Genomic DNA, 24799 nt, shown 5'->3' with positions numbered 1-24799 from the left:
CAATGATAAGTAAAATGAATAGAAAATAGGAGGCATAGACTTGAGCGACTTAACAATTAAAGAACTACAGGATTATTTGAAAGGGAAGTATAAAGAAGGGCGAACATCCTCAGGGCTTTTCATAAAACTAGTTGAAGAAATAGGAGAAGTAGCGGAAGTCTTGAATCAGTTAGAAGGACGAAAAAAGCAGACGGACTCCTCATCTTTAGAGAATGAATTAGTGGATGTGCTTCATTATACCTTGGCCATCGCAAGTATCAATAACATAGACTTAACGAGAGCTATCATTGAAAAGGATAAAAAAGCAGCAGTGAAATACAATCAGACACCTACCCTAGAGGAGTTTATATCCTAACCCATAAATTTCATTTGATTATTTTCGTTGTTTATCATCAAATAAAACGATACAATGTATTTAAGAAGAATGACTGGAGGGTAATACAATGGCTGCAATTCAAGGAATAGATTATCTACCACCAAGGGTGACAATTAGTCAAGCATTAGAACTATATAAAAAAGTAGCAAAAATAAAATCCTCAATAGGGAAACTTAATTCAGATTTAGAACACTCTGTCGTTAATGCTCAATTAATACAAATGTTAAGTCTTAAAGAATCCGTACAATCTACTAGAATTGAAGGAACTCAAGTTACCTTTGCAGATATGATTGAAGAAGCAACTAAAAAAAATAAAAGTAACGAAGTAGTTGAAGTGAACAATTACATGGAGGCATTATCTGAGGGTATTGAACTGATAAAGAATGGTATGCCTATATCATCCCGTTTGATTAAAAACCTTCATAAGATATTGATGGGAAAAAATACGCGAGGCACGACTTCATCCTCTGGTGAATATAGATCTATTCAAAATTTTATTGGTCCTACAGACAAATTAGAAGATGCCGTTTATATACCGGTTGGTGCGAACGAAATTGGTGATTATATGTCGAACTTAGAGTATTACATTAATTCTGAGAGGCATCGTTCATTTGAAAAAGATATAAATGATGATAATGACATTCTTCTTGACGAAACATCTGATCCACTAATCAAAACGGCTATAATGCATGCACAATTTGAATCTATTCACCCTTTTCTAGATGGAAATGGTCGAATGGGTAGAATCCTTATAGTTCTGAACTCAATGCAAGATGGATTAATTGACAAACCAGTCTTCTTTGTCAGTGAGGAGTTAGAAAAAGAAAGAATTAGATATTATAATCTTTTAAATGGAGTAAGAGGGAATAAGCCCGATTGGTATTCCTGGATAACCTTTTTCCTGGATGCCTCTCAAAGAATGGTTGAAAACATGTTAGATAAATTAGATAGTATTACTAATCTGGCATCTACCGGTCTAGGTGTAATTGATAATAATAGAAATGTTATAAATCGTATATGGCTGACTACTTTTAATAAACCTTATGTGACAGTCAGTGAAGTGGCTGAAATGTTAAATATAGCCGTATCAACTTCAAGAAATGGATTAAATAAATTAGTAGAGTTGAAATTAATAGATGTGGATAACAGCAAAAGAAAAAATAAAGTATATGTTAATTACGATTTATTAAGGCTTCTATAAAGACATGTCAAGAAGTAGACTTAAAATTACAATAGGCATATTATCACAATATGAAGGGATTAAGTTCTCCTTTTATTCTAAATAACTACCAATTATATCACAGCTCGCAATCGTCATAGTTAATATAAGACATACGTAACGAGTGAAAGGGGTAGGAGACAATGAAAAAACTAGTGACACTGATAGTACTGCCGTTCATTCTTTTAGGATGTGAAGCGCCTGATGACTCAGAGCTAAATGGAGTAGCGCCGGATAACGATGTGGATTCCCCAAGTGGCGCGACAACAGATGTTGCATATGATTCGGAACAGCCTATCTTAAATGCTGATGAAGTGGACTGGTTAGCTATTGACGTGCCGGATGATACGGTTTATACGACTGAAACATCCTTTATGTATCGGCTCACTCTTGAGCAGGAAGATGTACGGAAATTAGCTGATCCCATTATCGAACGACGAGAAGATAACGAATGGATAGATGTTACACCCGAAGAAGGGAACCCTAACTTTGCCTATCATGAAATGGAAACTATGGCGGATGTTGGTATGTCCGTCAGTCTGGTTGGTTTTGGACAGCAAGATGAAGCAGTGGAACATGAAGTGGGAGAGTACCGGGCCATTGAAGTCTTCTTTCATGGCGAGGGAGAAGAACAAGAAATAGTCCAAGTAGCCATTCCTTTCGAAGTTGTTGAAGAGGTCATTCCAGATCAAATCAGTCAACCTGATTTCGTAGAAATAGAACCAAGTGAGCTGACGGTTCCTTCTGAAACAGAATCCGTCACTTTTACCGTCAGGAATCACCATGAGGAGCATGAACTGTTTGGGGGAGAGTACTACCGTTTAGAATTTCGGGACGGTGAAACGTGGGAAGAAATCACTCCGGTAGAAGCCTTTATAGATATCGGATATAGCCTTGAACCAGGGGGCTCTCATGAGTTTACACATCAAACCCTAGCAGAAGATGACCATACGTTAGAAGAAGGCCATTACCGTATTCGAAAAGAATTTTATTTAGTCACTGGCACGGAAAACATCATTAGTGATGATGCGGAACAAGTAGAAATCGCTTTTGAATTTGAAGTGAGAAATGAATAAGGCAAACCTTAAAAGATAAATAACAGGGTAGGCTAAAAAGGCTGGGTTCAAACCTGGCCTTTTTTCATAGGTCAAATTGTGTTGTCATGTTAAAACCTGCTTGCACCATAGCTTGAAGCAGACTATACTTTGAATATCAAAAGTTTATGGAGTGGAAGAGTTGAAACAATTAACTGCAAGAGATATGACTCAAATAAGTATCAGCACAGCCATGCTTTCCTTGTCTGCACTCATCGCGATTCCTATTGGACCAGTCCCTGTGACTTTACAAGTCTTTTTCTTTTTATTAATCCCCGCCTTACTTGGACCGTATAAAGGCACCTTGGCATTGAGCTTATACGTGTTGATTGGTTTAATAGGCTTCCCAGTTTTTGCAGGAGGAAGCGGGGGCTTTCAAAGCTTTCTGTCTCCGTCTTTTGGTTACCTTATAGGCCAAGTGGCTTTAGCTCCATTGGCTGGCTATCTCAGCAGACAAAAGACAGGAACATCTACACATATCTTGACCGCTTATATGGCAGGGATTATTTTATTGTTATATGTTATAGGAATCAGCTACCAGTACTGGATAATGAATACCCTCTTGAATACGTCGATACAACTTCAAACGATTATTAGAGGAAACCTATTTGTATTTTTACCCTTGGATTTGGTCAAAGCCGCAGGTGCAGCTCTCATTTATAATAGGCTGCATGTCATTATTACTGTATAAGATTCAAAATGAGGGGAGATTAAATATAGAAAGCGAAATGTTTTCCTATCACTGGGCATACTGGAAGAAGATGAAGCTATTATTGATTGCAATAATGATTTTGACTCTACTTGTACTGATGATATAAAATAGGTACAATTTAGATGGGGTTAAACAGAAGTAATAAAATAAAAAGGGGTTAAAATAATGGTAAAAGTAGACAAAGAATCAATCTCGAACCAATTTTTAGGTGGAGTAATAATGGATGTTACTACTCCAGAACAAGCTAAATTAGCTGAAGAAGCTGGAGCAGTCGCTGTTATGGCACTCGAACGAATACCAGCAGATATTCGGGTAGCTGGCGGAATCAGTCGAATGAGTGATCCTCAAATGATAAAATCGATCAAAGAAGCGGTCTCTATACCAGTCATGGCCAAAGTTCGTATCGGCCATTTTGTAGAAGCACAAATTTTAGAAGCAATCGACATCGACTTTATTGATGAAAGCGAAGTTTTGTCACCAGCAGATACCATTTACCATATCGACAAAACAAAGTTCAACACGCCATTTGTCTGTGGTGCACGTAACCTAGGAGAGGCGCTTAGACGTATCGAAGAAGGGGCCTCGATGATTAGGACAAAAGGGGAAGCAGGTACTGGTGATGTTGTTCAGGCTGTTAGTCACATGCGTATGATTCAATCAGAGATTCGACGCATTGCTGGTTTGTCTGAAGATGAATGTTTTAATACCGCAAAAGAGTTAGCCGTTTCGTATGATTTAATAAAGACCGTCCGAGATAAAGGAAAACTTCCGGTTGTTAATTTCAGTGCAGGCGGAGTAGCGACTCCTGCAGATGCTGCTTTAATGAGACAGTTAGGAGCAGAAGGCGTCTTTGTAGGTAGTGGCATTTTCGCTTCTGGAAATCCTGAAAAAAGAGCGAAAGCCATTGTTCGTGCAGTGGAGAATTATGATAATCCAGATATTTTGGCTGTAGTCAGTGAAAATTTAGGAGAAGCAATGGTTGGCATTAACGAAAACGAAATTAAAACTATTATGTCAGAACGAGGACACTAGTAGAGAAAAAGTCAGAGCATCCTTATGAAGGAACTCTGACTTTTTCTCCACTTAGGAAAGGAGGAGCATAGGTGCTTCATTTTCAAAAAGAAGGTCTAACCGTCTTTCAGAGTTCGATATACAAGACAACAGCAGCAGTTATTGAAACAGAAAAAGCCATTGTATTATCGGATCCCAATTGGTTACCAGATGAAGTCAAAGAGATTAAAGAGTTCATACTTGAACGAATTAAACATAAACAGCTAATAATTATTTATACCCATAGCGATTTCGATCACATTATAGGAGCAGGCGCTTTTCCGGAAGCAACTGTGATAGCATCAGAAGCATTCAAAGAGAATGCTCAAAAAGATGAGTGTGTTGAACAGTGCAAGTCTTTTGATCAGAAATATTATATCATGCGCGATTACCTCCATACGTATCCATCCGTTGATATAGTGATTCAAAAAGATGGTCAGCAAGTAAAAATAGGTGATTTAACTTTAACTTTTTACCTCTCCCCAGGACATACACCGGACGGTTTATTCACCATTGTCGAACCCTATGGGGTGTTTTTAGCGGGTGATTATTTATCAGATGTCGAGATTCCATTCATTTATAGTGGCTATCAAGACTATCTGAAAACACTTGGTCAAGCGAAGCATTTACTGGAGAATTGTGAGGTCAATGTCTTAGTTCCTGGTCATGGAAATGTGACGATCTCAAAAAATGATATGTGGGAGAGACTAAACTTTTCAATGAAGTATGTAAAGGAACTGCCAGATAATCCTCAGTTAGAAGACGAATGCAGAAAGAAGTTCTCTTTTTATGATGGGATGCATGAGAGTCATGTAGCCAATATAAAGCAGGCGCGGAAGGAAAATTAGAAAAGCAGCACCAAACACTTGAATCTACTCTCGTGTTTGGCGCTGTTTTTATTTTATAAGGTTATTAATTTCCTCTAAAGTTAGATCTTCAAAGGGATCCGTAAGGGGGAAATTTTCAGTTATCAGTTCGAGAGTGATTTCCACTTCCCAGTCATCTTCTAAAGTATGGCTTTCCACTCTATCACTCGTATTAAAATCCGGATTAAAGGGAGAGGCTAAACTTTTTAGAGAGCCGTCTTCCAATACTTCAATCATGGTAGGTTCGGAAAAACGCCAGTATTCGCCGTCTTTATCTTGCATGGAAATAAAGACGATGACTTCTTTTTCAGGATCGGGCCTGGCAATAAAAGGATCTTGCGATTGAATAATGCCCATATCGTCTCCGGTTTCAGGATGTCTGATCCATGTCACGAGATAATCCGGCTGACCGATTAATAGGCTTTCTTCTTCAATGTCTCCTTTTAAAGCGTCCTCTACTTCAAAGGGGAAGTAGGCCATGCTGTCGTCACCCCAGCTCTCAGGCACCTCTGCAGGGTGGGAGTCACTATAGCTTCCTCTGACAATATATTCTGAATAACTTATCCGTGCTTCTATATCGGTATCTACATAAGGTTCTATTCTGTGGGTGATGCCAAATGAGCTGCCCTCTACCCAGTCAGCGTAAACTTGTTCTGTCAAAATGGCCTTGTCAGGCAAGAGAGAAAGATAGCGGTCAATGACTTCTTCATCAAAGTTATAAATGTAATGGGTGTCATAAGTATCCATTATAGTCCCAACTGAGTCACCAGGAGCTAGCCACAGATGAAGCGATTCCGTTGACCCATCGGCGTATTCCAGCATCATGCCATAGTAAGGCTCTGCCATATCCACAATTCCAGGCTGTCTGACTGAACCGGTAATCAGCTCATCCATAATAAATTGGAGGTCATCCTCATCGGTTATTTCCACGACATAATCGGTGTTAATAAAACCAAAATGGTTGGAATGAGAAATCCCTGCCCATACGGGTTCCGTTCGCTCGACCTCACGCAAGTAATGCACTTCTCCACTTTCCGTACTCTTATAAAGGCTTTCCTTTTGCTCTTCGATAGGAAGGGGCAGGCTGGATGGGTTAGGTTGGGCCGATTGAGACTCAGTTGAACAAGCCGTCAATAATAATAGGGTACAAGCAAGCAGGATGGTTTTCATCCTCATTCCTCCTCATAGGATTTAATGTTTAGACTATTATACTCGAAAGAGATTACAAAAAGATATATTATTTGTTCACTTTTATTAAAATTCAGTGAGATCAAAGAAGGCATGCTGGCCGACTTGTGCATCCTTGATAGAAACATCTTAGAAGGCAGCGGATACGACTTATTAAACACTAAAGTCCAAGCCACTTACTTCAACGGCCAGCTCGTATACGAAAATCAATAAGGAAACCACCTGCCCGCAGGTGGTTTTTCCACTTTAAAGAGCTTTTTAGAGACTTTAATGACACTTACTCAAAGGAATACAGGAGTAAGTGTCACTCAAACGCCGATTAATGACACTTACTCAACGAATTATCGGACTAAGTGTCATTTAAACGCTGATTAATGACACTTACTCAACGAAATACCGTACTAAGTGTCACTCAAAGGCAGATTAATGACACTTACTCAACGAATTACCGTACTAAGTGTCACTCAAACGCCGATTAATGACACTTACTCAACGAATTACCGTACTAAGTGTCACTCAAACGCTGATTAATGACACTTACTCAACGGATTACCGGACTAAGTGTCATTAATCATCTTTTCTTAAATAATAAGAAGTTTTTCCTGACTTTTCTAACTTGAAATGACTTTTTAATAGCTTCCAAAGTCTTCTTTCACCAACTTCCATTCCGCACCATTCATAAAGACTGTTTCGAGTCAATTTTTCATGAGGAAATAAAGTCTGAAATTCAGTAATATGAGCTAATATCAAGTCATTTAAAGAACACGTTCGGCCACACGACGTACAGAGACTGTTTTTAGAATTATTCCTTAAGGCGAATGACCCGCAATTGTAGCAGATCAAGCCTTTCTTTAGCTGTTCAAAATGATAAGTAGGTAACTTTCTCTCAAAAGTCGCTTCTTTTTTGCTTTCTTCCAATAGTTTCTCAACGAGCCTTTGCTGACTCTTTCTAATCGTATCAGAACGCTGATTCAGTAGTTTAAAATGAGAGGAAAGCTGACCAGGAAATAAAAACGGATCCTCAACAGGGGCCTCGTATAAAGTAAACTCCGGATTAACAAATACTACAAAAGGCTGAATCGGTGTAGTACAGCTTAATTCTTTTAACATGTGACTAAAATGATTATGCGTTCGAGTTAACTGAACAGAAGGATTCAAAAATTGACTTCCAGACAAAGATCGAAATTTATCCCCACTCTGAACATAACTCCCCTGATAATTCTTCACCTCATACATATAAATACTTTGAGCACTTATAAATAAAAAATCAATTTGAATAGGACTATCTTGATAAGAAGCCCTAAAATTATAAAACAGTATCCCTTCACCCTCATACAAGCTCTCAAACATCTTTAAAAACGCCTTTTCACCCTCATCTCCCTTTCTCAGCCGCACTAACTTTTGCCTATTTTCATTATCCAGTTTCATTCGATCATTTAAATAGGACAAGAATGAAAAAACATCTACACTTTCACTCAAAATAAACGTCTCCACCTTTACACCTCCACACTATATATACTACCCAATAAAAGTTAAAATCATTTTTTAGATAAAAAAGAGCCCAAACGATAGGTTCGGGCCGATTCACTCTATTCATCTAAGTGTCTTTTATCACATCTGCGTAGAAGACGGGGATCATGTCACTCAAATCATTCGGGTTGATTTCAACAGAGATAGACACTTTTCCAGCGCTGAAAATGATGGATTCAAAATCCTTTGCGGCTTCATGTAACACCGTTTGGAACTCTTTCTTCATTCCAATAGGGGAACAGCCGCCATGTACGTAACCAGTCAATGGCAGCAGCTCTTTTTCTTTAATCATGCGGATGCTTTTTTCGTTGACCGCTTTCGCAGCTTTTTTTAAATCCAGTTCCTCATTCACCGGAACCATGAACACATAATGCTCGCCGGCTTTGCTGACTGTAACAAGAGTTTTAAAAATCTTATGCGTTTCTTTCTTCTTTTCTTCCGAATAATCATGTTCAATATAGTGTATGCCTTGCTGTTCAAGCAGGCGCATGACATTCGTCTTGACTTGACTCATTCCAATCCTCCTCTATCATAATCGTAATTTAAATTGCGTGGGCGCCAGTTTATAAACAGCTAGTAATCCAATCGGCAGATAAATTATCATAAAGAGAGCCAGTATCGGGATGATCACCGGTAATAGGGCTACATCCGAATAGATAACAACGAAAAACAAGGACAGAAAAACAAAGTTAATCGTTGTGTATACCGGACTTTTGGTTTTCATTGATTCCGTATATGGCTGCAAGAGATAGTAAAGAATCAAATAATTTAAACTGAAAAAGACCATCAGTAAGACTTGGAAACCAAGTGTCAGTAATAGAGCCCATAATGCAATGTTCTCTGATAAGACAAACAATAGAGTCGTTGCACTCATTAACACAAGCAAAACAGGCGTATTTAATTTCAATGCTTTGATGAACCGTATTTTAATTGACTCCATCACAATGTCCGGATTGCGGTAAAAACGGTACTTCATCAACTTGCGGTCGAGGTTATAAAAGCAAAACTTCGAAAACTCTTCACCATAATAGAAATACTGGCTAGCGATGAAGCTAATAAAGCTAATCACGTATAGAAAGGTTTGCGAGTCTGGAATAGACTCTCCGACAACAACATACAAAATGAGAAGAGTGAGGACGCCAAAAAAAGTAAACAGGAAACGCCTGCGAATATGTTTTTTAAGGTGATGCCTGGTTCTTTCAAAGAAGTGGGCATTTAAATAGTCGATGCCAACTTTACTTTCCAATGCTTCTTTATTACGAATCCCTTTATAATCGGTTTCTTCCATGGTGACACCCGTTGCATTAATAGTCTCAACGGCATTCATATGTGTTTTTAATGTCTCAAAACTTAGTGCTTGATAAGCAATAGGATTTAGAACATTGCCATGCTTCCAACCCAAAACACCTAAAACGCATAAAAGTGCGCTGAATAATATAAACCATACGGAAGGTATCAGAGTCACTGGAAGATAGAGATCAAAGTGAATGATAACAACTGACACACTCCAACTAATTACAGATGCCAGGATCATTACCCATGTCCAAAACTCTTTCTTTGGATTCAAGCCCCATTTGTAAAATTGAATCGCTGCAGCCTGAGAAAACAAACGAATGCCAGCTACACAAATAAAGAGCAGGGGAGCATACCAAACGGGAATGTCTTGTAGGTAGAAAAACACCCCACCGACGAGACTGTTGAACACAATATACTGGATGTACTCAAACATAAACTGTGCCAAATAATAAGCTTTTGGTGGGATTCTAAATAATTTGATTGCTACTAAATCCTGTTGGCTTGCTGTGTTGATAAAAAGTGTCTTACTTGCCGTGCCAGAGACCATAACATTAAATAAAAGCAGACTGATAAAAATAGTCGGCTGAGTTAGAGAGGTCCTATCTGAAAGGAAAAGAATCACTAGACTTATAATATATAAAAAGCTGAAAAAAAGAATTTTCTTTATCAGGTTCTGAAGTACAGTAAAAACAAGCAAGAGAATCGATAAAGACTTTTTGGCTTGTGTGCCTTTATATAAACTGTCCGGAATGTGCTTCCCTAAAAAAGGAAACTTCTGGAAATAGTAAATAGCTTTGTTGTAATTCAAGCGAAACTGCATATTGAAAATGGTCAAAAATAAAGCCGTCATGAAGCACTCGACTCCTCACTCAAGGCTTTTATGATTTGTTTTTCGAATTGTTCTTCCGATCTAAAGTCCTCCATGGAAGAGAGGAGACCGCCTTTTAGAAGAACTAATTCATCACACATGTCCTCAGCTAACTGAAGCATATGGGTCGATAAAATAATAATCGATTCTGATTTCAAATTCATAAATAATTGCTTTAACTCAATCCCGCTGACGACATCTACTGCCGTTAACGGCTCGTCTAGTAGAATGATTTTTGGTTGTGTGATAATCACCGTTAAAAGAGACAACTTACTCTGCATCCCACTCGAATACGTTTTTATAATGCGATGACGGCTTTCTTCATCAATACTGACAATATTCAAGTATTCATCCACACTTAACTGATTCTCCTGTTTATGTAAATCCAAGAAAAAGGAAACAAATTCATAACCTGTTAAAAACTCAGGTAAGTAATTATCTGTAAAGACCATACCGATATCTTCCGGCTCAACGGCCCTTTCTTCACCTTCTATATGTAAAGTGAATGTCCCTGAATCTTTTTTCATTTCTTCATACAAAATATTAAATAAAGTCGTTTTGCCTGCACCGTTACGACCGAGCAAACCATAAATGTTTCCCTGTTCGAAAGTATAAGAGCAGCCTTTTAACACGGCCTGGTTGCCAAAACTTTTTTGAATATCCCTTAATTCTAATTTCAATCGATTCACCTAATTTCCTTTTTATACTACCCACTATACCATTTTAAAATCTTGCATTAAACAATAAAAAAAGAAGAAGCCGAACCGACTTCTCGGCTCAGCTTCTTCTTATACCCACATGACGTTATTACTCGTCCCCACCGTCATCTGTATCCGTATCTGTATCGGTATCTCCACCATCATCCGTGTCTCCGCCTTCATCTGTGCCGTCGTCTAAGTCGACATCCACATCCAGGTCAGCATCGTCATCTGTTTGTTCCTCTGTCTGCGGGTCAGTCCCCGTATCGGTGTCGTTGGTATCGCCACCATCTCCCCAGAAGAATAAAGCGAGAACGACAATTAATACGACAATAATAAGTCCGATAATAATCCCGCTGGCGACGCCTGAACCGGAGCCTCTTCTATCATCTCTAGGCTGATTGCGGTTGTTTGGATCTTGTGCCATTTTGACCACTCCTTTTCTCTTTATAAATAAAAATTACCACACTTCTCATATTAATGTAAAACAAAAGGCTCAAACAGTTCACTTACATAAAGTAATTAAATTCAGTTGACAGAGTAAAAGATGTGCGATATAATTATCTCGAATTCGAAATAAAAGAAATGAGCAGGAATGACTTAGGAGGAAAAATATATGAAAGAATTAAAAGGGATACACCACGTCACAGCTATTACAAGCAGTGCAGAAAAAAATTATGACTTTTTCACTTACACTTTAGGCATGCGCTTAGTTAAAAAAACAGTAAACCAAGATGATATTCAAACCTATCACTTATTTTTTGCAGATGATAAAGGAAGCGCCGGAACGGATATGACGTTTTTCGACTTCCCAGGCATCTCTAAAGGCGAACACGGGAATGACGAAATTTATAGAACCAGTTTCCGAGTCCCATCTGATAAAGCTTTAGACTATTGGGTGAAGCGATTTGATCGTTTAGAAGTGAAACACCAAGGGATTCAAGAGCAGTTTGGTAGAAAAGTGTTGCCTTTCGTAGACTTTGATGATCAGCAGTACCAGTTGATTTCAGATGAAAATGACTCAGGTGTTGAATCGGGTACGCCATGGCAAAATGGCCCTATTCCTTTAGAGTTTGCTATTACTGGACTAGGTCCAATCTTTTTCCGATACTCTAATTTGGAGTATATACAAGCAGTCGTGGAACAAGTTTACGGCTTCAAGAAGATAGCGCAAGAAGGGTCTCTTCATTTATTTGAAATGGGAGAGGGCGGAAACGGTGCGCGAGTCATTATAGACCACAACACGGTTTTACCGTCACACAAGCAAGGCTATGGAACGGTACACCACGTGGCTTTCCGTGTGGATGACAGAAAAGCAATTGATCAATGGACAGAACACTACAAAAAATTCCAATTGCCTAATTCAGGTTTTGTGGAACGCTTCTATTTCCAGTCTCTTTATGGACGTATCACACCGGGTATCTTAATCGAGTTAGCGACAGATGGTCCAGGCTTTATGGAAGACGAGCCGTATGAAACGCTTGGAGAAAAATTATCTCTTCCTCCCTTTTTAGAAGAACAAAGAGAGTCCATTGAAAGCCAAGTCCGTTATATCGATACAGTGAGAAGTACGAAAACGATAGAAAAAGAATACGAATAATCACAAACAGGAAGAATCGTTATCCAAACGACTCTTCCTGTTTTTTACCAGTTTAACACTCCAAAAGCAAGGATGATTAAAATCGCAACTGGTGCGATAAATTTAAGTAGAAATATAAGAACAGGGCCCCAAGAGGCTTCTTTTATATCACTGTGTTCAAATATCTCTTCTTTCTTCCATGTCCATCCTACAAAAATGACGGCAATTAAGGCACTGATTGGCAGCATGACGTTGCCTGTGAACATATCAACGAAATCCAAGAAGCTTTCTCCGAAGATAGTGATATCTACAGCTCCCTGACTCAATGAAGAAGGGATACCGATTAAAAAGATAATCAGACCAGCCGCAACAGCGACTTTTTTGCGTGACCATCTGAACTTTCGTATAAAGTAGGACGTTGACACTTCCAATAATGAAATCGACGAAGAAAGAGCAGCGAGTGTCAGGAGAACAAAGAAAGCGACTCCAATCACGACACCTATACCGCCTAGCGCTTCGAAAATGGTCGGGAGAACGATAAAGACTAAGCCGGCGCCTTCTGCTGGATCGAGTCCAAATGCAAAAACAGCTGGGAAAATGACCAGTCCGGAAATAAGAGCAAATAACGTATCGAATACAATAACAATGGCTGCATTGGATGTCAGACGAATAGACGGGCTTAAATAACTGCCGTAAGTCAGCATGATGCCCATACCTAAACTTAATGAAAAGAAGGCTTGACCCATGGCGGCTAAATAGACATTGGGGTTAGCAAAAGCTTCCCAGTCAGGCTGGAACATAAAACGAAGGGCTTCTTCGGCACCACCAAGTGTGAGACTGTAAGCGGCTAGGCCAAGAAGTAAGAGACTTAAGATAGGCATCATCCACTTACTGGATAATTCAATCCCTTTTTGAACCCCTATAAAGACAATGGAAATAGTGATAGCCATGAATATGAACTGCCACACAATTGGAGAAACGGGACTACTGATAAATTCCTGGAAAAAACGTTCAGAGTTTCCTGCAATCCCTCCAGTTAGATACTCTGCTGTATAACGTAAAGACCACCCACCGATAACACCGTAAAAGGTCAGTATCAAAAAAGCAGCGAGGACACCTATGCCGCCAGCTATGAACCATTTTGTCCGCGGTGCAATCTTCTTGAAGGATTCAACCGCATCGGCCTGAGCCCGACGTCCAATGGAGAATTCGATAAGCATGATCGGAAAACCGAGCAACAGGACGCTGATCAGATAGATAATTAAAAAGGTGGACCCGCCGTTAACCCCCATAGCATAAGAAAAGCGCCAGATATTACCTAATCCGACAGCTGATCCGATGGTAGCTAATATAAACCCCCAGCGGGACGCCCACTGTTCCCTTTGTTCTGTCATAATACTCTACACTCCTTTATCTTAAGTAAATAAGTCGTATTCATTTATGAAAAAGCTCTTTCTTTCCTCCTTTCCGATTGTGAATAGAATAGGATGTCTCCATTTCAAGTCGATGAGAATGAGTTGATTCACAAGCTTTCATGGTCAAAGTGTAGTCTAAAAAAGGAAGAAGAACAAGTGAAATTTTGTAAATACATAATGGCAAAAAAGTAAGTAATAAGGAGAAACAAAAGATTAAGCGATACTGGAAGCGTTTACTTATAAAGAAAAATAATTGACTCATAAAAAAGTTTGATATAATGATAGAACAAAGAGAAGATATAAGATTTTTTTATAGGCCTATATATTTTAAGTAATTGCTATATTTGAGAATTACGTTACACTTAAATTAAGCGTTTACATCACAAGCGAGGAGATGACGCCATGTTAACGGTGGCAGTGGCTGGGGGATCCCGTCCTGAACTATTAGAATTAGTGCAACATGCGCGGGCTGAGTTAAATGAAGAGCTCGTATTTAAAGTGTTTGATACAGACTCGAATATAGACGATCAGGGATTATGGGAGTATACCCCGTGTCAGACGGAAGAAGAAAGTGTTCAAAAAACTATTGCATGCGTGGTGCGAAAAGAAGCCGATATCATTTTAAAGGGAGGAGTCAAAACGCACACCCTTTTAAAAGAAGTGTTAAAAAAAGAACATGGCCTAAAGAATAAGGAGTTGTTGTCTCATGTGGCTTTAGTCAATCTTCCCGCACTCGGTCGGCAAATCCTTCTGACAGACTCAGGAATGAATATTGAACCCTCAGAAGACCAGCTTGAATCCATTATTGAAAACGTGATGGAGGTTGGAAAGAAAATAGGGTTAACCCGTCCTAAAATAGCCTTGCTGAGCGCAGCGGAAAACTTTAATCCAAAAATGCCGTCCTCTGTGATGGCACAGGCTCTAACAGAAACGTTTAAAGACCAGAAAGAAGCCATTGTCCACGGCCCCCTTTCACTTGATTTAGCTTTATCCAAAGAAGCGGTGAAACAAAAGCGCTATGAAGGGCCCATTGAAGGGGATGCTGATATACTGGTTGTGCCGTCAATTGATACGGGCAATGCTTTATACAAATCCTTTATCCTATTTGGACAGGCGACAATGGGAGGCACGATTGTCGGTACGAAGGTGCCCATCGTTTTGACTTCTAGAAGTGACGCAGTCAAAAGTAAGCTGCATGCCCTTAAATTTGCCATCATGCAGGCCAATCAGTAATGGAACGGAGGGGTTCAATGAAGCACAAAATATTAGTTATCAATCCAGGATCGACTTCCACAAAGGTGGCGTTATTTAACAGAAATGACTTGCTAGCAGAGGACACAATCAGACATACCCATGACGAACTATCCCAATTTACACGCATCAGTGACCAGAATAGGTTTCGAAGACAAGTGATAGAAGAATTTTTGGACAAACACGACTGTTCACTCACTGAACTGACGGCAGTGGTGGGAAGAGGGGGCCTTTTAAAACCGATTCCCGGTGGCACATACTTAGTCAATGACCGGATGCTGAGTGATTTGACCCATGAACGCTACAATACCCATGCCTCGAATCTTGGGGCGATACTGGCTCATAATCTGGCAGAACTGGCTGGTGTTCAAGCTTATATTGTCGATCCGGTGGTTGTGGATGAAATGCAGCCCATTGCCAAATTATCGGGATTAATAGGCATTGAGAGACGAAGTGTTAGCCATGCTCTCAATCAGAAAGCGGTGGCTCGCACCTGCTTAGAGAATGAAGGGAAAAAATATAAAGAAAGTAACGTTATTGTGGTCCACTTAGGTGGAGGGATCAGTATTGGGGCTCATTCGAAGGGGCAGATGATTGATGTCGTCAATGGATTAGACGGAGAAGGGCCTTATACACCGGAAAGAACAGGCTCCCTTCCTTTATATCCATTTGCTAAAAAAATAATAGAAGAGCGTCTCAATTTAGAAGAAGTTAAAAAAATTCTGGCAGGTAAAGGCGGCATACAGTCTTATTTAAATGAAATTGATTTGAGAAAAGTCGTTGAACGAATAGAAATTGGGGAGGAAGAGGCCCGTTTATATTTAGATGGCATGTGCTATCAAATTGGAAAATCAATTGGTGAAATGGCTGTTGTTTTAAAAGGTCAGATAGACAGCATTATTTTGACAGGGGGCGGAGCCCATTCCGAGTATATCACCACGCGTATAAAAGAAGCTGTTGAGTGGATGGGCAAGGTGGTGGTACGTCCGGGAGAAATGGAAATGCAGGCACTGAGTGCGGGTGTCGTCCGTGTCCTGGACGGGATAGAGGAAGCGAGAACCTATCAGTAAACACATTTAAATGAAGTGAGGATGGATACGATGGCAATTGAAACAGACCTTCTCATACTAGGAGGAGGAACAGGAGGCTATGTGGCGGCGATTCGAGCGGCGCAACGAGGCATGGATGTGGTGTTGGTTGAAAAAGACAAGCTTGGCGGAACCTGTCTCCACAGGGGATGTATTCCCACAAAGGCTTTACTGAAGAGTGCAGAAGTGATGGATACTTTAAACAAAGTAGAAGAGTTTGGCTTCGAGTTGAGCGGCCCTATTTCTATTCATTATGAGTCTATACTTAAGAGAAAAGAGACCATTGTCAATCAGCTTTATCAAGGGGTTCAAGGCTTAGTCAAAAAGAATAAAATAAAAGTGGTACATGGCAAGGGTGCTGTACTGGGGCCTTCGATTTTCTCTCCGGTTTCAGGAGCCGTGGCTGTCACTTATAACGACCCTGAGAAAGAAGAAGACATTTATATCCCTAAGAAATTAATTATTGCAACCGGTTCAAGTCCAAGCAGTTTGCCGCATCTGCCTATAGATGAAACGCATATTTTATCATCAGATGGGATGCTGAAACTCGATTCCTTACCTGAATCCATAGCGATTATTGGAGGAGGCGTTATCGGATCAGAATGGGCTTCTCTTTTAAACAGTTTAGGAGTGAACGTGACGGTATACGAAGCGCTAGACCGGCTGGTTGTCAATGAAAGCAAGAAAGTATCCCAAACCCTTCAGAAAGCTTTCGAGAAGAGAGGGATTACGGTTCACGTCTCTCACTTAATTGAACAAACTGAAGTGACGGATGAGGGGGTTACCCTTTCTGTTAAAGGGATGGATGAGCCTGCACGTTATGATAAAGTCATGGTTGCCATAGGGAGAAAGCCCAATGTGGAAGGGTTGGGGCTTCAAAACACATCTGTTAAATATGATGCAAAAGGAATTCAGGTAAATGAACATTACCAGACGACTGAAAGCCATATTTATGCCATTGGCGATTGTATAAACACTCTGCAGCTGGCCCATGTGGCATCAAAAGAAGGCGAACTAGCCGTGGAACACATGGTAAACGAAACAAGTGAGCCTTTAAATTATGTGAACGTCCCGCGTTGTACGTATACATCACCAGAAATCGCCAGTGTCGGGTATACAAAAGAAACCCTGCCGAAAGATAAAAAAGTAACGATCGGCACCTTTAACTTTGCCTCTAACGGAAAAGCCCTCATCGGAGGAGATGCCAGTGGGTTTGTTGAAGTGATAAAAGATGAGGAAACAGACGATTTACTTGGTGTTTCCATCATTGGTCCCCATGCAACGGATTTAATTTCTGAGGTGTCTACTGCGATTTATTTAGATGCGACGCCGATGGAAATAGGTGAAGCGATTCACCCGCATCCGACGTTATCGGAGGCTATTCAGGAAGCTTCTCTGGATACGGAAAAATGGGCGGTTCATAAATAAAGCTTAGGATGAGAGTCCCTTCATGCATGAAGGAACATCAAGCACGTTAAAAAGAAAGTGAGTGAATAAAGGTGAAAAAATTAGCAGAATCTGGATTAAGTAAAGAAGAAGTAATTGAAGCCTATAGACACGTGTTAAGAGGGAGACGGTTAGATGAACGTTTGTGGCAGTTAACGCGTATTGGAAAAGCGTCCTTCAATATTTCTGGACAGGGACATGAAGTGGCTCAAGTCGCTATGGCCTTGGCTTTTCAACCTGAAAAAGACTATTTTCTGCCTTACTACCGCGATATGACAGCCTGTCTAGTCTGGGGAATGACGCCCAAAGATATTTTAATGGGGTCTTTTGGAAAAGAAGATGATCCGTCTTCTCATGGGCGACAAATGCCTAACCATTATGGTTCAAAAGAGCATAACATAGTCTCTCATTCCTCTACAGTCAGTACCCAGTTCCCGCTGGCAACAGGTGTCGCTTATGGTGCGCTTCTGGGCAAAAAAGATTACGTCACGTTAACAGCGACCGGTGAAGGGTCAGCGAATCAAGGGGAAGTCCATGAAGCCATGAACTTCGCAGGCGTGAAGAAACTGCCTCTTATCTTTGTCGTTGAGAACAACGGCTATGCCATTTCTGTAGGCATTGACGAACAGTACGCCAACGAAACAATGGCTCAACGCGGAGAAGCTTATGGCTTTACCGGCATACAAGTAAACGGCAATGATTTTGCAGAAACATATCTAGCCTTCAAGAAAGTAGTGGATGACGCACGAAACGGAAAGGGACCTGCTTTAATTGAAATGATGGTCTCTCGTTTGACCTCACACTCCGCGGATGATGACCACACCATTTACCGTTCGAAAGAAGAGCTGGAAGAAATGAAAGAAAATGATGCGCTCTTATTTTTTGAAAAGCAGCTGATTGAAGAAGGGTACTTGACACGCGAACAGATGACAGAGATTGATACGGAATTAAAAGCTGAAATCAATCAGGCAACAGATGAAGCAGAAGCGATGCCGGATCCAAAACCAGAGAGTCTTTTGGAACACGTTTATGCGGATAAAGAGTAAGGGAAGGATGAGAGAATTATGCCAGTTATGACTTACTTAGAAGCCATTAATAAAGGAATAGAAGAAGAAATGGCTCGGGATGATAAAGTCGTTATTTTCGGAGAAGATGTGGGGGGCGTTAAAGGGGGCGTGTTCGGTGTCACTAAAGGGTTAGCCGAAAAATTCGGAGATGACCGCTGTTTTAACACCCCATTGACGGAAGCTGAAATTGGGGGCTTAGCCGTCGGTTTAGGTTTGGTGGGCTACAGAGCCATTGGAGAGTTTCAGTTTGCGGATTATATCTTACCGGCTGTGAACCAGTTGATTTCTGAAGCCTCACGGATGCGTTACCGAACTAAGGGAGACTGGACTGTCCCGATTGTCTACCGTGCCCCATATGGAGGCGGCGTGCGTGGCGGCTTGTATCACTCCCAGTCAACAGAAAAAGTGTTATTCGGACAGCCGGGCTTACGTATTGTGACCCCTTCTTCCCCTTACGATGCTAAAGGACTGATTAAAGCAGCGATCCGTTCAGATGACCCCGTGCTGTTTTATGAGCATAAACGCTTGTATCGTCTGCTTAAAGCGGAGGTTCCAGAAGAGGATTACGTTGTGCCTTTAGATAAAGCCAATGTGATTCGAGAAGGAGAAGACCTCACCGTTATCGGTTACGGCATGGTGCTGAATCATGCACTGAAAGCGGCTGAAACGTTAAGCAAAGAAGGCTACGAAACAGAAGTGGTTGATGTGCGGTCTCTTTATCCATTAGATAAAGAAACACTAGTGAAAGCAGCTAAAAAAACAGGGAAAGTCTTGCTCGTAACGGAAGATAACAAAGAGGGTAGTGTGATGAGTGAGATTTCGGCTATTATTGCGGAAGAGGCTTTATTTGATTTAGACTCTCCCATTAAAAGACTGGCCGGACCTGATTCACCTAGTATGCCTTATGCTTTGTCTCTTGAAAGAGAGTTTTTAGTGGATGAGGAAAAAGTACTGCATGCGATGCGCGAATTGGCAGAATTTTAAAGGAGGAACGCTTAATGGCTATTAAACAAATTGCGATGCCTCATTTGGGGGAAAGTGTAACAGAAGCGTCTATAGCGACTTGGCTTGTTCAAGTAGGCGATCAGGTGAATAAATACGATCCGATTGCAGAGGCGGTATCGGATAAAGTGACAACTGAAATACCGTCTAATTACTCAGGAACGGTGAAAGAATTTCTCATTGAAACGGATACGGATGTAGAAATAGGCACACCGATTCTATCGATTGAAGTAGAGGGTGAGGCTGACGAAACGGAAGCAGCGGAGGATTCTCCTTCAGATGAAGGGGAACGTTCAGAAGAGTTTATGGATCATATCAATACAGAGATAGATAAGGAAGCGGAAGAAGGAACAGTTGAAGTCGATACCCGGCCGGAAAACACTCCCAGCCCGTCCACTGATGACGACTCTCCTCGAGCCCGTTATTCACCAGCTGTTGTTCGGATAGCTCAAGAGCGCGGGATAGACCTGTCAAAGATGAAAGGGACAGGGAAGCATGGGCGTATCACACGTAAAGATGTGTTGAATGTGGATGTCGCTTCTTTGAAAGAGAAACCAGAGGAGAAGCCCGTTTCCAGAGAATTAGCTGTTATTGAATCGGATTCTTCAAAAGAAGCAAGTTCTAAAGGAGCTGACACAGTTGTTCCGGCAGACGGTGTTAGAAAAGCGATTGCTAAGAAAATGGTTCAAAGTGTCAATGAAATTCCACATGCCTGGATGATGGTAGAGGCTGATGTGACTAACCTGGTCACGCTACGCAATCTGGTTAAGGAGACTTTTAAAGAAAGGGAAGGCGTGTCCTTGTCTTACTTCCCATTCTTTGTGAAAGCTGTGGTCCAAGCGATTAAAAAACACCCGGTTATCAATACGACATGGGATAATGGAAACATTATTTACCATAAAGATATCAATATATCGATTGCAGTGGCGACAGAAGAGCATTTATATGTACCGGTTGTCCAGAAGGCAGATGAGTATTCTATTGTCGGCCTGACAAAAGAAATTAATAGACTGGCTACAGGTGCAAGAGAAGGGCGCTTAACGAGTAAAGAGATGCAGGGGGGAACAATGACCGTCAACAACACTGGTTCATTCGGTTCTGTTCAATCAATGGGCATCATCAATCACCCTCAGGCGGCTATCTTACAAGTCGAAAGCATTCGGAAGCAGCTTGTCCCAACAGATGACGGTGGGTTCAAAGCGGCAGATATGGTGAACTTGTGCTTATCAATTGACCACCGCATTTTGGATGGCTTGCAGGCCGGACGCTTCTTGAATGATGTGAAAGAAAACTTGAAACGATTTAATGATGAAGCGGATGTCTTTTAATAGACTTAGTTCTTTTTGATTTCTCTCATTAAATCATTGACAGCTTTGGTGGGAGTGGTGCCTCTCTTGAGTGCTATGCCTATTGGAAAATAGTCATGTTTATCTTTGAGAGGCACCCACTTCAAGCCGTCCAGTGCTCCAATCTGTTTGTATTCAATAGGAAGCAGACAGATGGAATCCAGCTTCTGCAAGCTGTATAATAAGACTTGTAAATCATCGTGAACCATCGCAATATCCGGTTCGAAACCTAAATGACGGCTGCGCTCAAACAGCATTTGTCCAAGCATAAAGTGTTCACTTAAAGTAGAAAAGCGCTGGCCTTTCAAGTCTTCGAAACGTAACTCTTTCTTATTCGAAAGAGGGTTGTTTTCCGGTAAGACGACGTGAACATTGTACCCTTTAGTGGATGTATTCAAAGGTTCAATGGTAAGGCACTGGGACTGTGTATTTGGGAAAGAAACCAGGCCAATATCGAGTTCGTTTTCAGCTAACATGGCTTGAATTTTTCGAGACCCATTTTGTATGATAACCAATTCGACGTTCTGGTGAGTGGCGATAAAATTGGAAATCTGCTGCATATACTGAACAGCAAATAAAATAGTTAAACCTAAACGAATGGTTTCTTTGGAGTCTGATTTCATTTTTTGTATTTTATTGACTAATTCATCAAATTCTTTAACTATTTCTCCACCCTTTTTATACAGAAGTTTTCCGGAACGTGTAAGCCTGAATGTTTTATCATGCGTATCAAATAATTCAGTATTCAGTTCTGCTTCAAGCTTTTTAATGGTAAAGGAAAGAGTCGGCTGAGTGACAAACAAGTTCCGGGCTGCCTGAGACATGTTCCTTGTGTTAGCGATTTCAATAAAGTATTTCAGCTGCTTAATATCTATTTTAACCACTCCGTTCAATCATGACTTAATCATTAATTTCAGTATACAATAAAAAGAGAATGAGAGGAGGCTTTACTCTAAAATAAGAAAGATCTTATTATTTAATGCCCCTATCATTTATATACAGAAAGGACAATCAGTATGGATATTTTTAAAGAGTTAGGGAAGTATGATTACGAACAAATCGTATTTATGAATGACGAGGAGACAGGCTTAAGAGCCATCACCTGTATTCACGATACAACCTTAGGACCTGGACTGGGTGGCACCCGCTACTGGGCTTATGAAAAAGAAGAAGATGCCATAAAAGATGCTTTGAGATTGGCTCGAGGCATGACATATAAAAATGCAGCCAGCGGCTTACCAATCGGGGGAGCTAAAACAGTTATTTTAAAAGATCCGAATAATGACGTCAATGAAGAAGCTTTATTTAGAGCTTTTGGACGTTTTGTGGAAGGGTTAAATGGCCGATATATTACAGCCGCAGACGTGGGAACAGATACGGAAAAAATGGACTATATTTACCAAGAAACCAATTATGTGGTGGGAGCAGGTTTAAAGCCTGGTTCTTCTGGCAATCCTTCGCCATCCACTGCTCACGGAGTCTATATGGGTATGAAGGCAGCTGTGAAAAAGGCTTACGGAACGGATTCCCTTGAAGAACGGACGATTATACTGGAAGGCTTTGGAAAAGTGGGGCATGTGTTAGCTGAAAAAGCTCTCGCTGAGGGAGCGAAGATTTACGCAACAGATGTCTTTGAAGGACCTAGAGAAAAAGCCGCCGCGTTGGGTTGCGAAGTGGTTCAGCCGGATGAACTTTTTGATGTCAAAGCTGACATTTATGCCCCATGCGCTTTAGGTGGAACCATCAATGATGCCTCTTTAGAAAAAATGGAAGCCGCAGGAATTAAGGTAATTGCCGGAGCGGCGAATAATCAGCTTGAAGAGCCTCGACATGGAGACAGAGTGCATGAGATGGGACTAGTGTATGCACCGGATTATATTATTAACTCTGGTGGGGTTATCCAAGTGGCTGATGAATTCAACGGCGGCTACGATGCCGAACGAGCTAAAAAATCAGTTGAAAATATATACAACCAGATTGAAAAAGTGTTTGATATTTCAGAAAGAGATGGCATACCGACATACCTAGCAGCGGATAAATTAGCTGAAGAACGCATCCAAGCTGTGAGAAAAACGAAAAAGGTGTATGTCCGGGACCATAAATCCATTCTTAATAGATAAAACAACTCAAACCAATTCATTGAATAGTACCATGAAAAGAGAGAGACATGAAAGAGTCTGTCTCTTTTTTCATGCCAATAGAAGTCATAAAAGTTTCACCCTCATGCGACTCTATTTTATTTTTTGGTATGAGGATCAATCAGCCTTTCACTATCATACCGCCACTTTTTGAAACCTGATATGATGAGGAAAGACTGTTTCCCTATCATTCCATTTTATTTTAGACAGTCAACTGATGAGGTTAGGCCCTTTCCCTATCATTCCAAAGTTTATTTAACATTTGTATGATGTCGTACGGACTTTTATAAATCGCCCAATTCAAAGGATGATCAAAAGTGCCTAGTTCTTACTTAGTCGACTGATACAGTGATCATTTTTATTATCATTTTCTTGCCTAGCTTATGATATAAGGTGAAAATTGCATTCTTTTTATCTATACTGAGAGAAAGAATACAAAAGGAGACACATAAGATGGAAACGATAAAAATTGATGTACCTAAAAAGCAGCTGCTTTTATTGTTGGGGTTAAGTGCGTTGATGACTATAGTAAGTGCTTGGGTAGCTTATATTGGTTGGGAAGGAACCTATGAACTAGCCCTTCTGGGGTCGTGGACCTCTCCTTTAGCGCTTATATCAGGAGTGATTGGTTTCGTGTTTTTTGGATTCTCCGTTTATTTCTGGCTGATGCGCTATTTTTCTCCGAAGCCGGCATTAGAGATTACAGATCAAGGAGTCATAGACAACAGTACGGCTATTGCCACGAAAACGATGATCCCTTTTTCAAATATTGAAAAAGCGTCAGTACAGTCTTTTCAAGGGAACGATTATCTGGCGATTGATGTGAAAGATGAAGAGGCTGTTTTGAATAGTGTTTCCGCATTAAAAAGAACAACTATGAAGACGAATAAAAATCAGTTTGGTACGAGCTTAGTGATTATTACTTTAAAGGGGCAGTCAGTCGCTGACCTAGAGAGGTATGCTCAAGTCATTAATGAAAGAGCAGGAAGGGGAGCCTAATGGAAGTGTTAACTTATTATTATCCTAAAAAAGGATTAACGCAATCCCTCATTGCCGGCGGAATAGCTCTCACTATGTGTATCGCCCTCATGTATGTCGGTATCACACTTGGCCTTGAACATTATATATTAGGACCAGCTACTCCAATAGCCAGTCTAGTGGTGGGAAGCCTAGGCATTCTTTATTTCGGGTACTTATTTATTCAACTCATTTACAGAGCGGTCACAGATAAACCGATTTTAGAAATTACACAAGAAGGTGTGAGAGATAACAGCTCACTTCTATCTTCTCATATGGTGATTCCTTATGAGAATATGAGGAAGGTAGTGATAGAACATCAGCTAGGAAGACGAATCATATCAATCAAATTAAAAGACGAGAAGCAACTGCTACAGTCAGCTTCGCTTCTGAAGAAAATGATACTCCTATTTAGAAGGCACATTCTTAGAATCGGATGGGTAGACATAGAAGTACACGGACAGAACCGCGAGGAATATGACAAAATAGTCAAGAGTATCAACCAGCACAGACGACGATTGAAACTTATTCCATAACTATACGTAAAAGAAGC

At 40.5% G+C, this 24799-nt stretch carries 25 protein-coding genes and 1 pseudogene; 18 read left to right on the top strand and 8 right to left on the bottom strand.

Annotation, left to right across the window (positions count from 1 at the left end; genetic code table 11):
• Nucleotides 1-40: 40 nt before the first annotated feature.
• The 6 genes from ABDZ53_RS04675 to ABDZ53_RS04650 all read left to right on the top strand — a co-directional run bounded on the left by ABDZ53_RS04675 (nt 41) and on the right by ABDZ53_RS04650 (nt 5299).
• The gene (locus tag ABDZ53_RS04675; RefSeq protein ID WP_343754428.1) at nt 41-355 is read left to right on the top strand and encodes a MazG nucleotide pyrophosphohydrolase domain-containing protein; all 315 of its coding nucleotides are present in this window, start codon (nt 41-43) and stop codon (nt 353-355) included.
• Nucleotides 356-443: 88 nt separating this feature from the next.
• The gene (locus ABDZ53_RS04670) at nt 444-1577 is read left to right on the top strand and encodes a Fic family protein (RefSeq protein WP_343754427.1); all 1134 of its coding nucleotides are present in this window, start codon (nt 444-446) and stop codon (nt 1575-1577) included.
• A gap of 161 nt (nt 1578-1738) precedes the next feature.
• Nucleotides 1739-2671, top strand: a complete 933-nt coding sequence (locus tag ABDZ53_RS04665) for an immunoglobulin-like domain-containing protein (RefSeq protein WP_343754426.1) — start codon at nt 1739-1741, stop codon at nt 2669-2671.
• A 160-nt stretch (nt 2672-2831) separates the two neighbouring features.
• The gene (locus ABDZ53_RS04660; protein ID WP_343754425.1) at nt 2832-3380 is read left to right on the top strand and encodes a biotin transporter BioY; all 549 of its coding nucleotides are present in this window, start codon (nt 2832-2834) and stop codon (nt 3378-3380) included.
• Between the two features lie 186 nt (nt 3381-3566).
• Complete coding sequence (gene pdxS, locus ABDZ53_RS04655) at nt 3567-4433, top strand: pyridoxal 5'-phosphate synthase lyase subunit PdxS (protein ID WP_343754424.1); 867 nt, start codon at nt 3567-3569, stop codon at nt 4431-4433.
• A 71-nt stretch (nt 4434-4504) separates the two neighbouring features.
• Entirely contained in the window at nt 4505-5299 is a 795-nt protein-coding gene (locus ABDZ53_RS04650; RefSeq protein WP_343754423.1) for an MBL fold metallo-hydrolase, read from the top strand.
• A gap of 48 nt (nt 5300-5347) precedes the next feature.
• Here ABDZ53_RS04650 and ABDZ53_RS04645 read toward each other — a convergent pair whose 3' ends face one another.
• Nucleotides 5348-6487: a YhfM domain-containing protein gene (locus tag ABDZ53_RS04645; RefSeq protein WP_343754422.1), complete on the bottom strand. Its 1140-nt coding sequence runs from the start codon at nt 6485-6487 to the stop codon at nt 5348-5350.
• A 24-nt stretch (nt 6488-6511) separates the two neighbouring features.
• Between ABDZ53_RS04645 and ABDZ53_RS04640 the strand changes: the two genes are divergently transcribed.
• Nucleotides 6512-6718 (top strand): hypothetical protein, encoded by a 207-nt coding sequence (locus ABDZ53_RS04640; protein WP_343754421.1) that lies wholly within the window; start codon nt 6512-6514, stop codon nt 6716-6718.
• Between the two features lie 354 nt (nt 6719-7072).
• Here ABDZ53_RS04640 and ABDZ53_RS04635 read toward each other — a convergent pair whose 3' ends face one another.
• The 5 genes from ABDZ53_RS04635 to ABDZ53_RS04615 form a co-directional block, all read right to left on the bottom strand.
• The gene (locus ABDZ53_RS04635) at nt 7073-7999 is read right to left on the bottom strand and encodes a nuclease-related domain-containing protein (RefSeq protein ID WP_343754420.1); all 927 of its coding nucleotides are present in this window, start codon (nt 7997-7999) and stop codon (nt 7073-7075) included.
• A 103-nt stretch (nt 8000-8102) separates the two neighbouring features.
• Entirely contained in the window at nt 8103-8549 is a 447-nt protein-coding gene (locus ABDZ53_RS04630; RefSeq protein WP_343754419.1) for an aminoacyl-tRNA deacylase, read from the bottom strand.
• 15 nt (nt 8550-8564) lie between these two features.
• A complete protein-coding gene (locus ABDZ53_RS04625; protein WP_343754418.1) occupies nt 8565-10181 on the bottom strand; it encodes a hypothetical protein in 1617 nt (538 codons plus the stop codon).
• A complete protein-coding gene (locus ABDZ53_RS04620) occupies nt 10178-10879 on the bottom strand; it encodes an ABC transporter ATP-binding protein (protein WP_343754417.1) in 702 nt (233 codons plus the stop codon). Before ABDZ53_RS04620 ends, ABDZ53_RS04625 begins: the two co-directional genes overlap by 4 nt.
• 127 nt (nt 10880-11006) lie before the next feature.
• The gene (locus tag ABDZ53_RS04615) at nt 11007-11324 is read right to left on the bottom strand and encodes a hypothetical protein (protein WP_343754416.1); all 318 of its coding nucleotides are present in this window, start codon (nt 11322-11324) and stop codon (nt 11007-11009) included.
• 189 nt (nt 11325-11513) lie between these two features.
• Between ABDZ53_RS04615 and ABDZ53_RS04610 the strand changes: the two genes are divergently transcribed.
• Nucleotides 11514-12497 carry a ring-cleaving dioxygenase gene (locus ABDZ53_RS04610; RefSeq protein ID WP_343754415.1) on the top strand — a complete coding sequence of 328 codons (984 nt, stop codon included), beginning with the start codon at nt 11514-11516 and terminating at the stop codon, nt 12495-12497.
• A gap of 44 nt (nt 12498-12541) precedes the next feature.
• On the opposite strand, the gene ABDZ53_RS04605 is transcribed toward ABDZ53_RS04610, so the two are convergent.
• Nucleotides 12542-13870 carry a sodium-dependent transporter gene (locus ABDZ53_RS04605; protein WP_343754414.1) on the bottom strand — a complete coding sequence of 443 codons (1329 nt, stop codon included), beginning with the start codon at nt 13868-13870 and terminating at the stop codon, nt 12542-12544.
• A gap of 423 nt (nt 13871-14293) precedes the next feature.
• On the opposite strand from ABDZ53_RS04605, the gene ABDZ53_RS04600 reads away from it, so the two are divergent.
• The 7 genes and pseudogenes from ABDZ53_RS04600 (at nt 14294) to ABDZ53_RS12900 (ending at nt 21073) form a co-directional block, all read left to right on the top strand.
• The gene (locus tag ABDZ53_RS04600) at nt 14294-15124 is read left to right on the top strand and encodes a phosphate acyltransferase (RefSeq protein ID WP_343754413.1); all 831 of its coding nucleotides are present in this window, start codon (nt 14294-14296) and stop codon (nt 15122-15124) included.
• Nucleotides 15125-15141: 17 nt separating this feature from the next.
• Entirely contained in the window at nt 15142-16212 is a 1071-nt protein-coding gene (gene buk, locus ABDZ53_RS04595) for a butyrate kinase (RefSeq protein WP_343754412.1), read from the top strand.
• A 30-nt stretch (nt 16213-16242) separates the two neighbouring features.
• Nucleotides 16243-17658, top strand: coding sequence for a dihydrolipoyl dehydrogenase (gene lpdA, locus ABDZ53_RS04590; protein ID WP_343754411.1), 1416 nt, complete (start codon nt 16243-16245; stop codon nt 17656-17658).
• Nucleotides 17659-17723: 65 nt separating this feature from the next.
• On the top strand, nt 17724-18722 hold the full coding sequence (locus tag ABDZ53_RS04585) for a thiamine pyrophosphate-dependent dehydrogenase E1 component subunit alpha (RefSeq protein WP_343754435.1): 999 nt from the start codon (nt 17724-17726) through the stop codon (nt 18720-18722).
• 18 nt (nt 18723-18740) lie between these two features.
• The gene (locus ABDZ53_RS04580) at nt 18741-19727 is read left to right on the top strand and encodes an alpha-ketoacid dehydrogenase subunit beta (RefSeq protein ID WP_343754410.1); all 987 of its coding nucleotides are present in this window, start codon (nt 18741-18743) and stop codon (nt 19725-19727) included.
• A gap of 14 nt (nt 19728-19741) precedes the next feature.
• Nucleotides 19742-20273: pseudogene (locus ABDZ53_RS12905) on the top strand (biotin/lipoyl-containing protein); the annotation flags it as partial.
• Nucleotides 20264-21073 carry a dihydrolipoamide acetyltransferase family protein gene (locus ABDZ53_RS12900; protein ID WP_425541676.1) on the top strand — a complete coding sequence of 270 codons (810 nt, stop codon included), beginning with the start codon at nt 20264-20266 and terminating at the stop codon, nt 21071-21073. The pseudogene ABDZ53_RS12905 and the gene ABDZ53_RS12900, both read left to right, overlap by 10 nt.
• Nucleotides 21074-21078: 5 nt before the next feature.
• Here ABDZ53_RS12900 and ABDZ53_RS04570 read toward each other — a convergent pair whose 3' ends face one another.
• On the bottom strand, nt 21079-21975 hold the full coding sequence (locus ABDZ53_RS04570) for a LysR family transcriptional regulator (protein ID WP_425541675.1): 897 nt from the start codon (nt 21973-21975) through the stop codon (nt 21079-21081).
• Nucleotides 21976-22107: 132 nt separating this feature from the next.
• On the opposite strand from ABDZ53_RS04570, the gene ABDZ53_RS04565 reads away from it, so the two are divergent.
• The 3 genes from ABDZ53_RS04565 (at nt 22108) to ABDZ53_RS04555 (ending at nt 24782) form a co-directional block, all read left to right on the top strand.
• Nucleotides 22108-23211, top strand: a complete 1104-nt coding sequence (locus ABDZ53_RS04565) for a Leu/Phe/Val dehydrogenase (RefSeq protein ID WP_343754408.1) — start codon at nt 22108-22110, stop codon at nt 23209-23211.
• Between the two features lie 471 nt (nt 23212-23682).
• Nucleotides 23683-24228: an STM3941 family protein gene (locus tag ABDZ53_RS04560; RefSeq protein ID WP_343754407.1), complete on the top strand. Its 546-nt coding sequence runs from the start codon at nt 23683-23685 to the stop codon at nt 24226-24228.
• A complete protein-coding gene (locus ABDZ53_RS04555) occupies nt 24228-24782 on the top strand; it encodes an STM3941 family protein (protein WP_343754406.1) in 555 nt (184 codons plus the stop codon). Before ABDZ53_RS04560 ends, ABDZ53_RS04555 begins: the two co-directional genes overlap by 1 nt.
• Nucleotides 24783-24799: the final 17 nt, after the last annotated feature.

Source organism: Alkalibacterium iburiense, from assembly GCF_039521845.1.
In the GTDB taxonomy this organism is placed as follows: Bacteria; Bacillota; Bacilli; order Lactobacillales; family Carnobacteriaceae_A; genus Alkalibacterium; species Alkalibacterium iburiense.
This window is presented reverse-complemented; position numbering and strand designations above follow the sequence as displayed.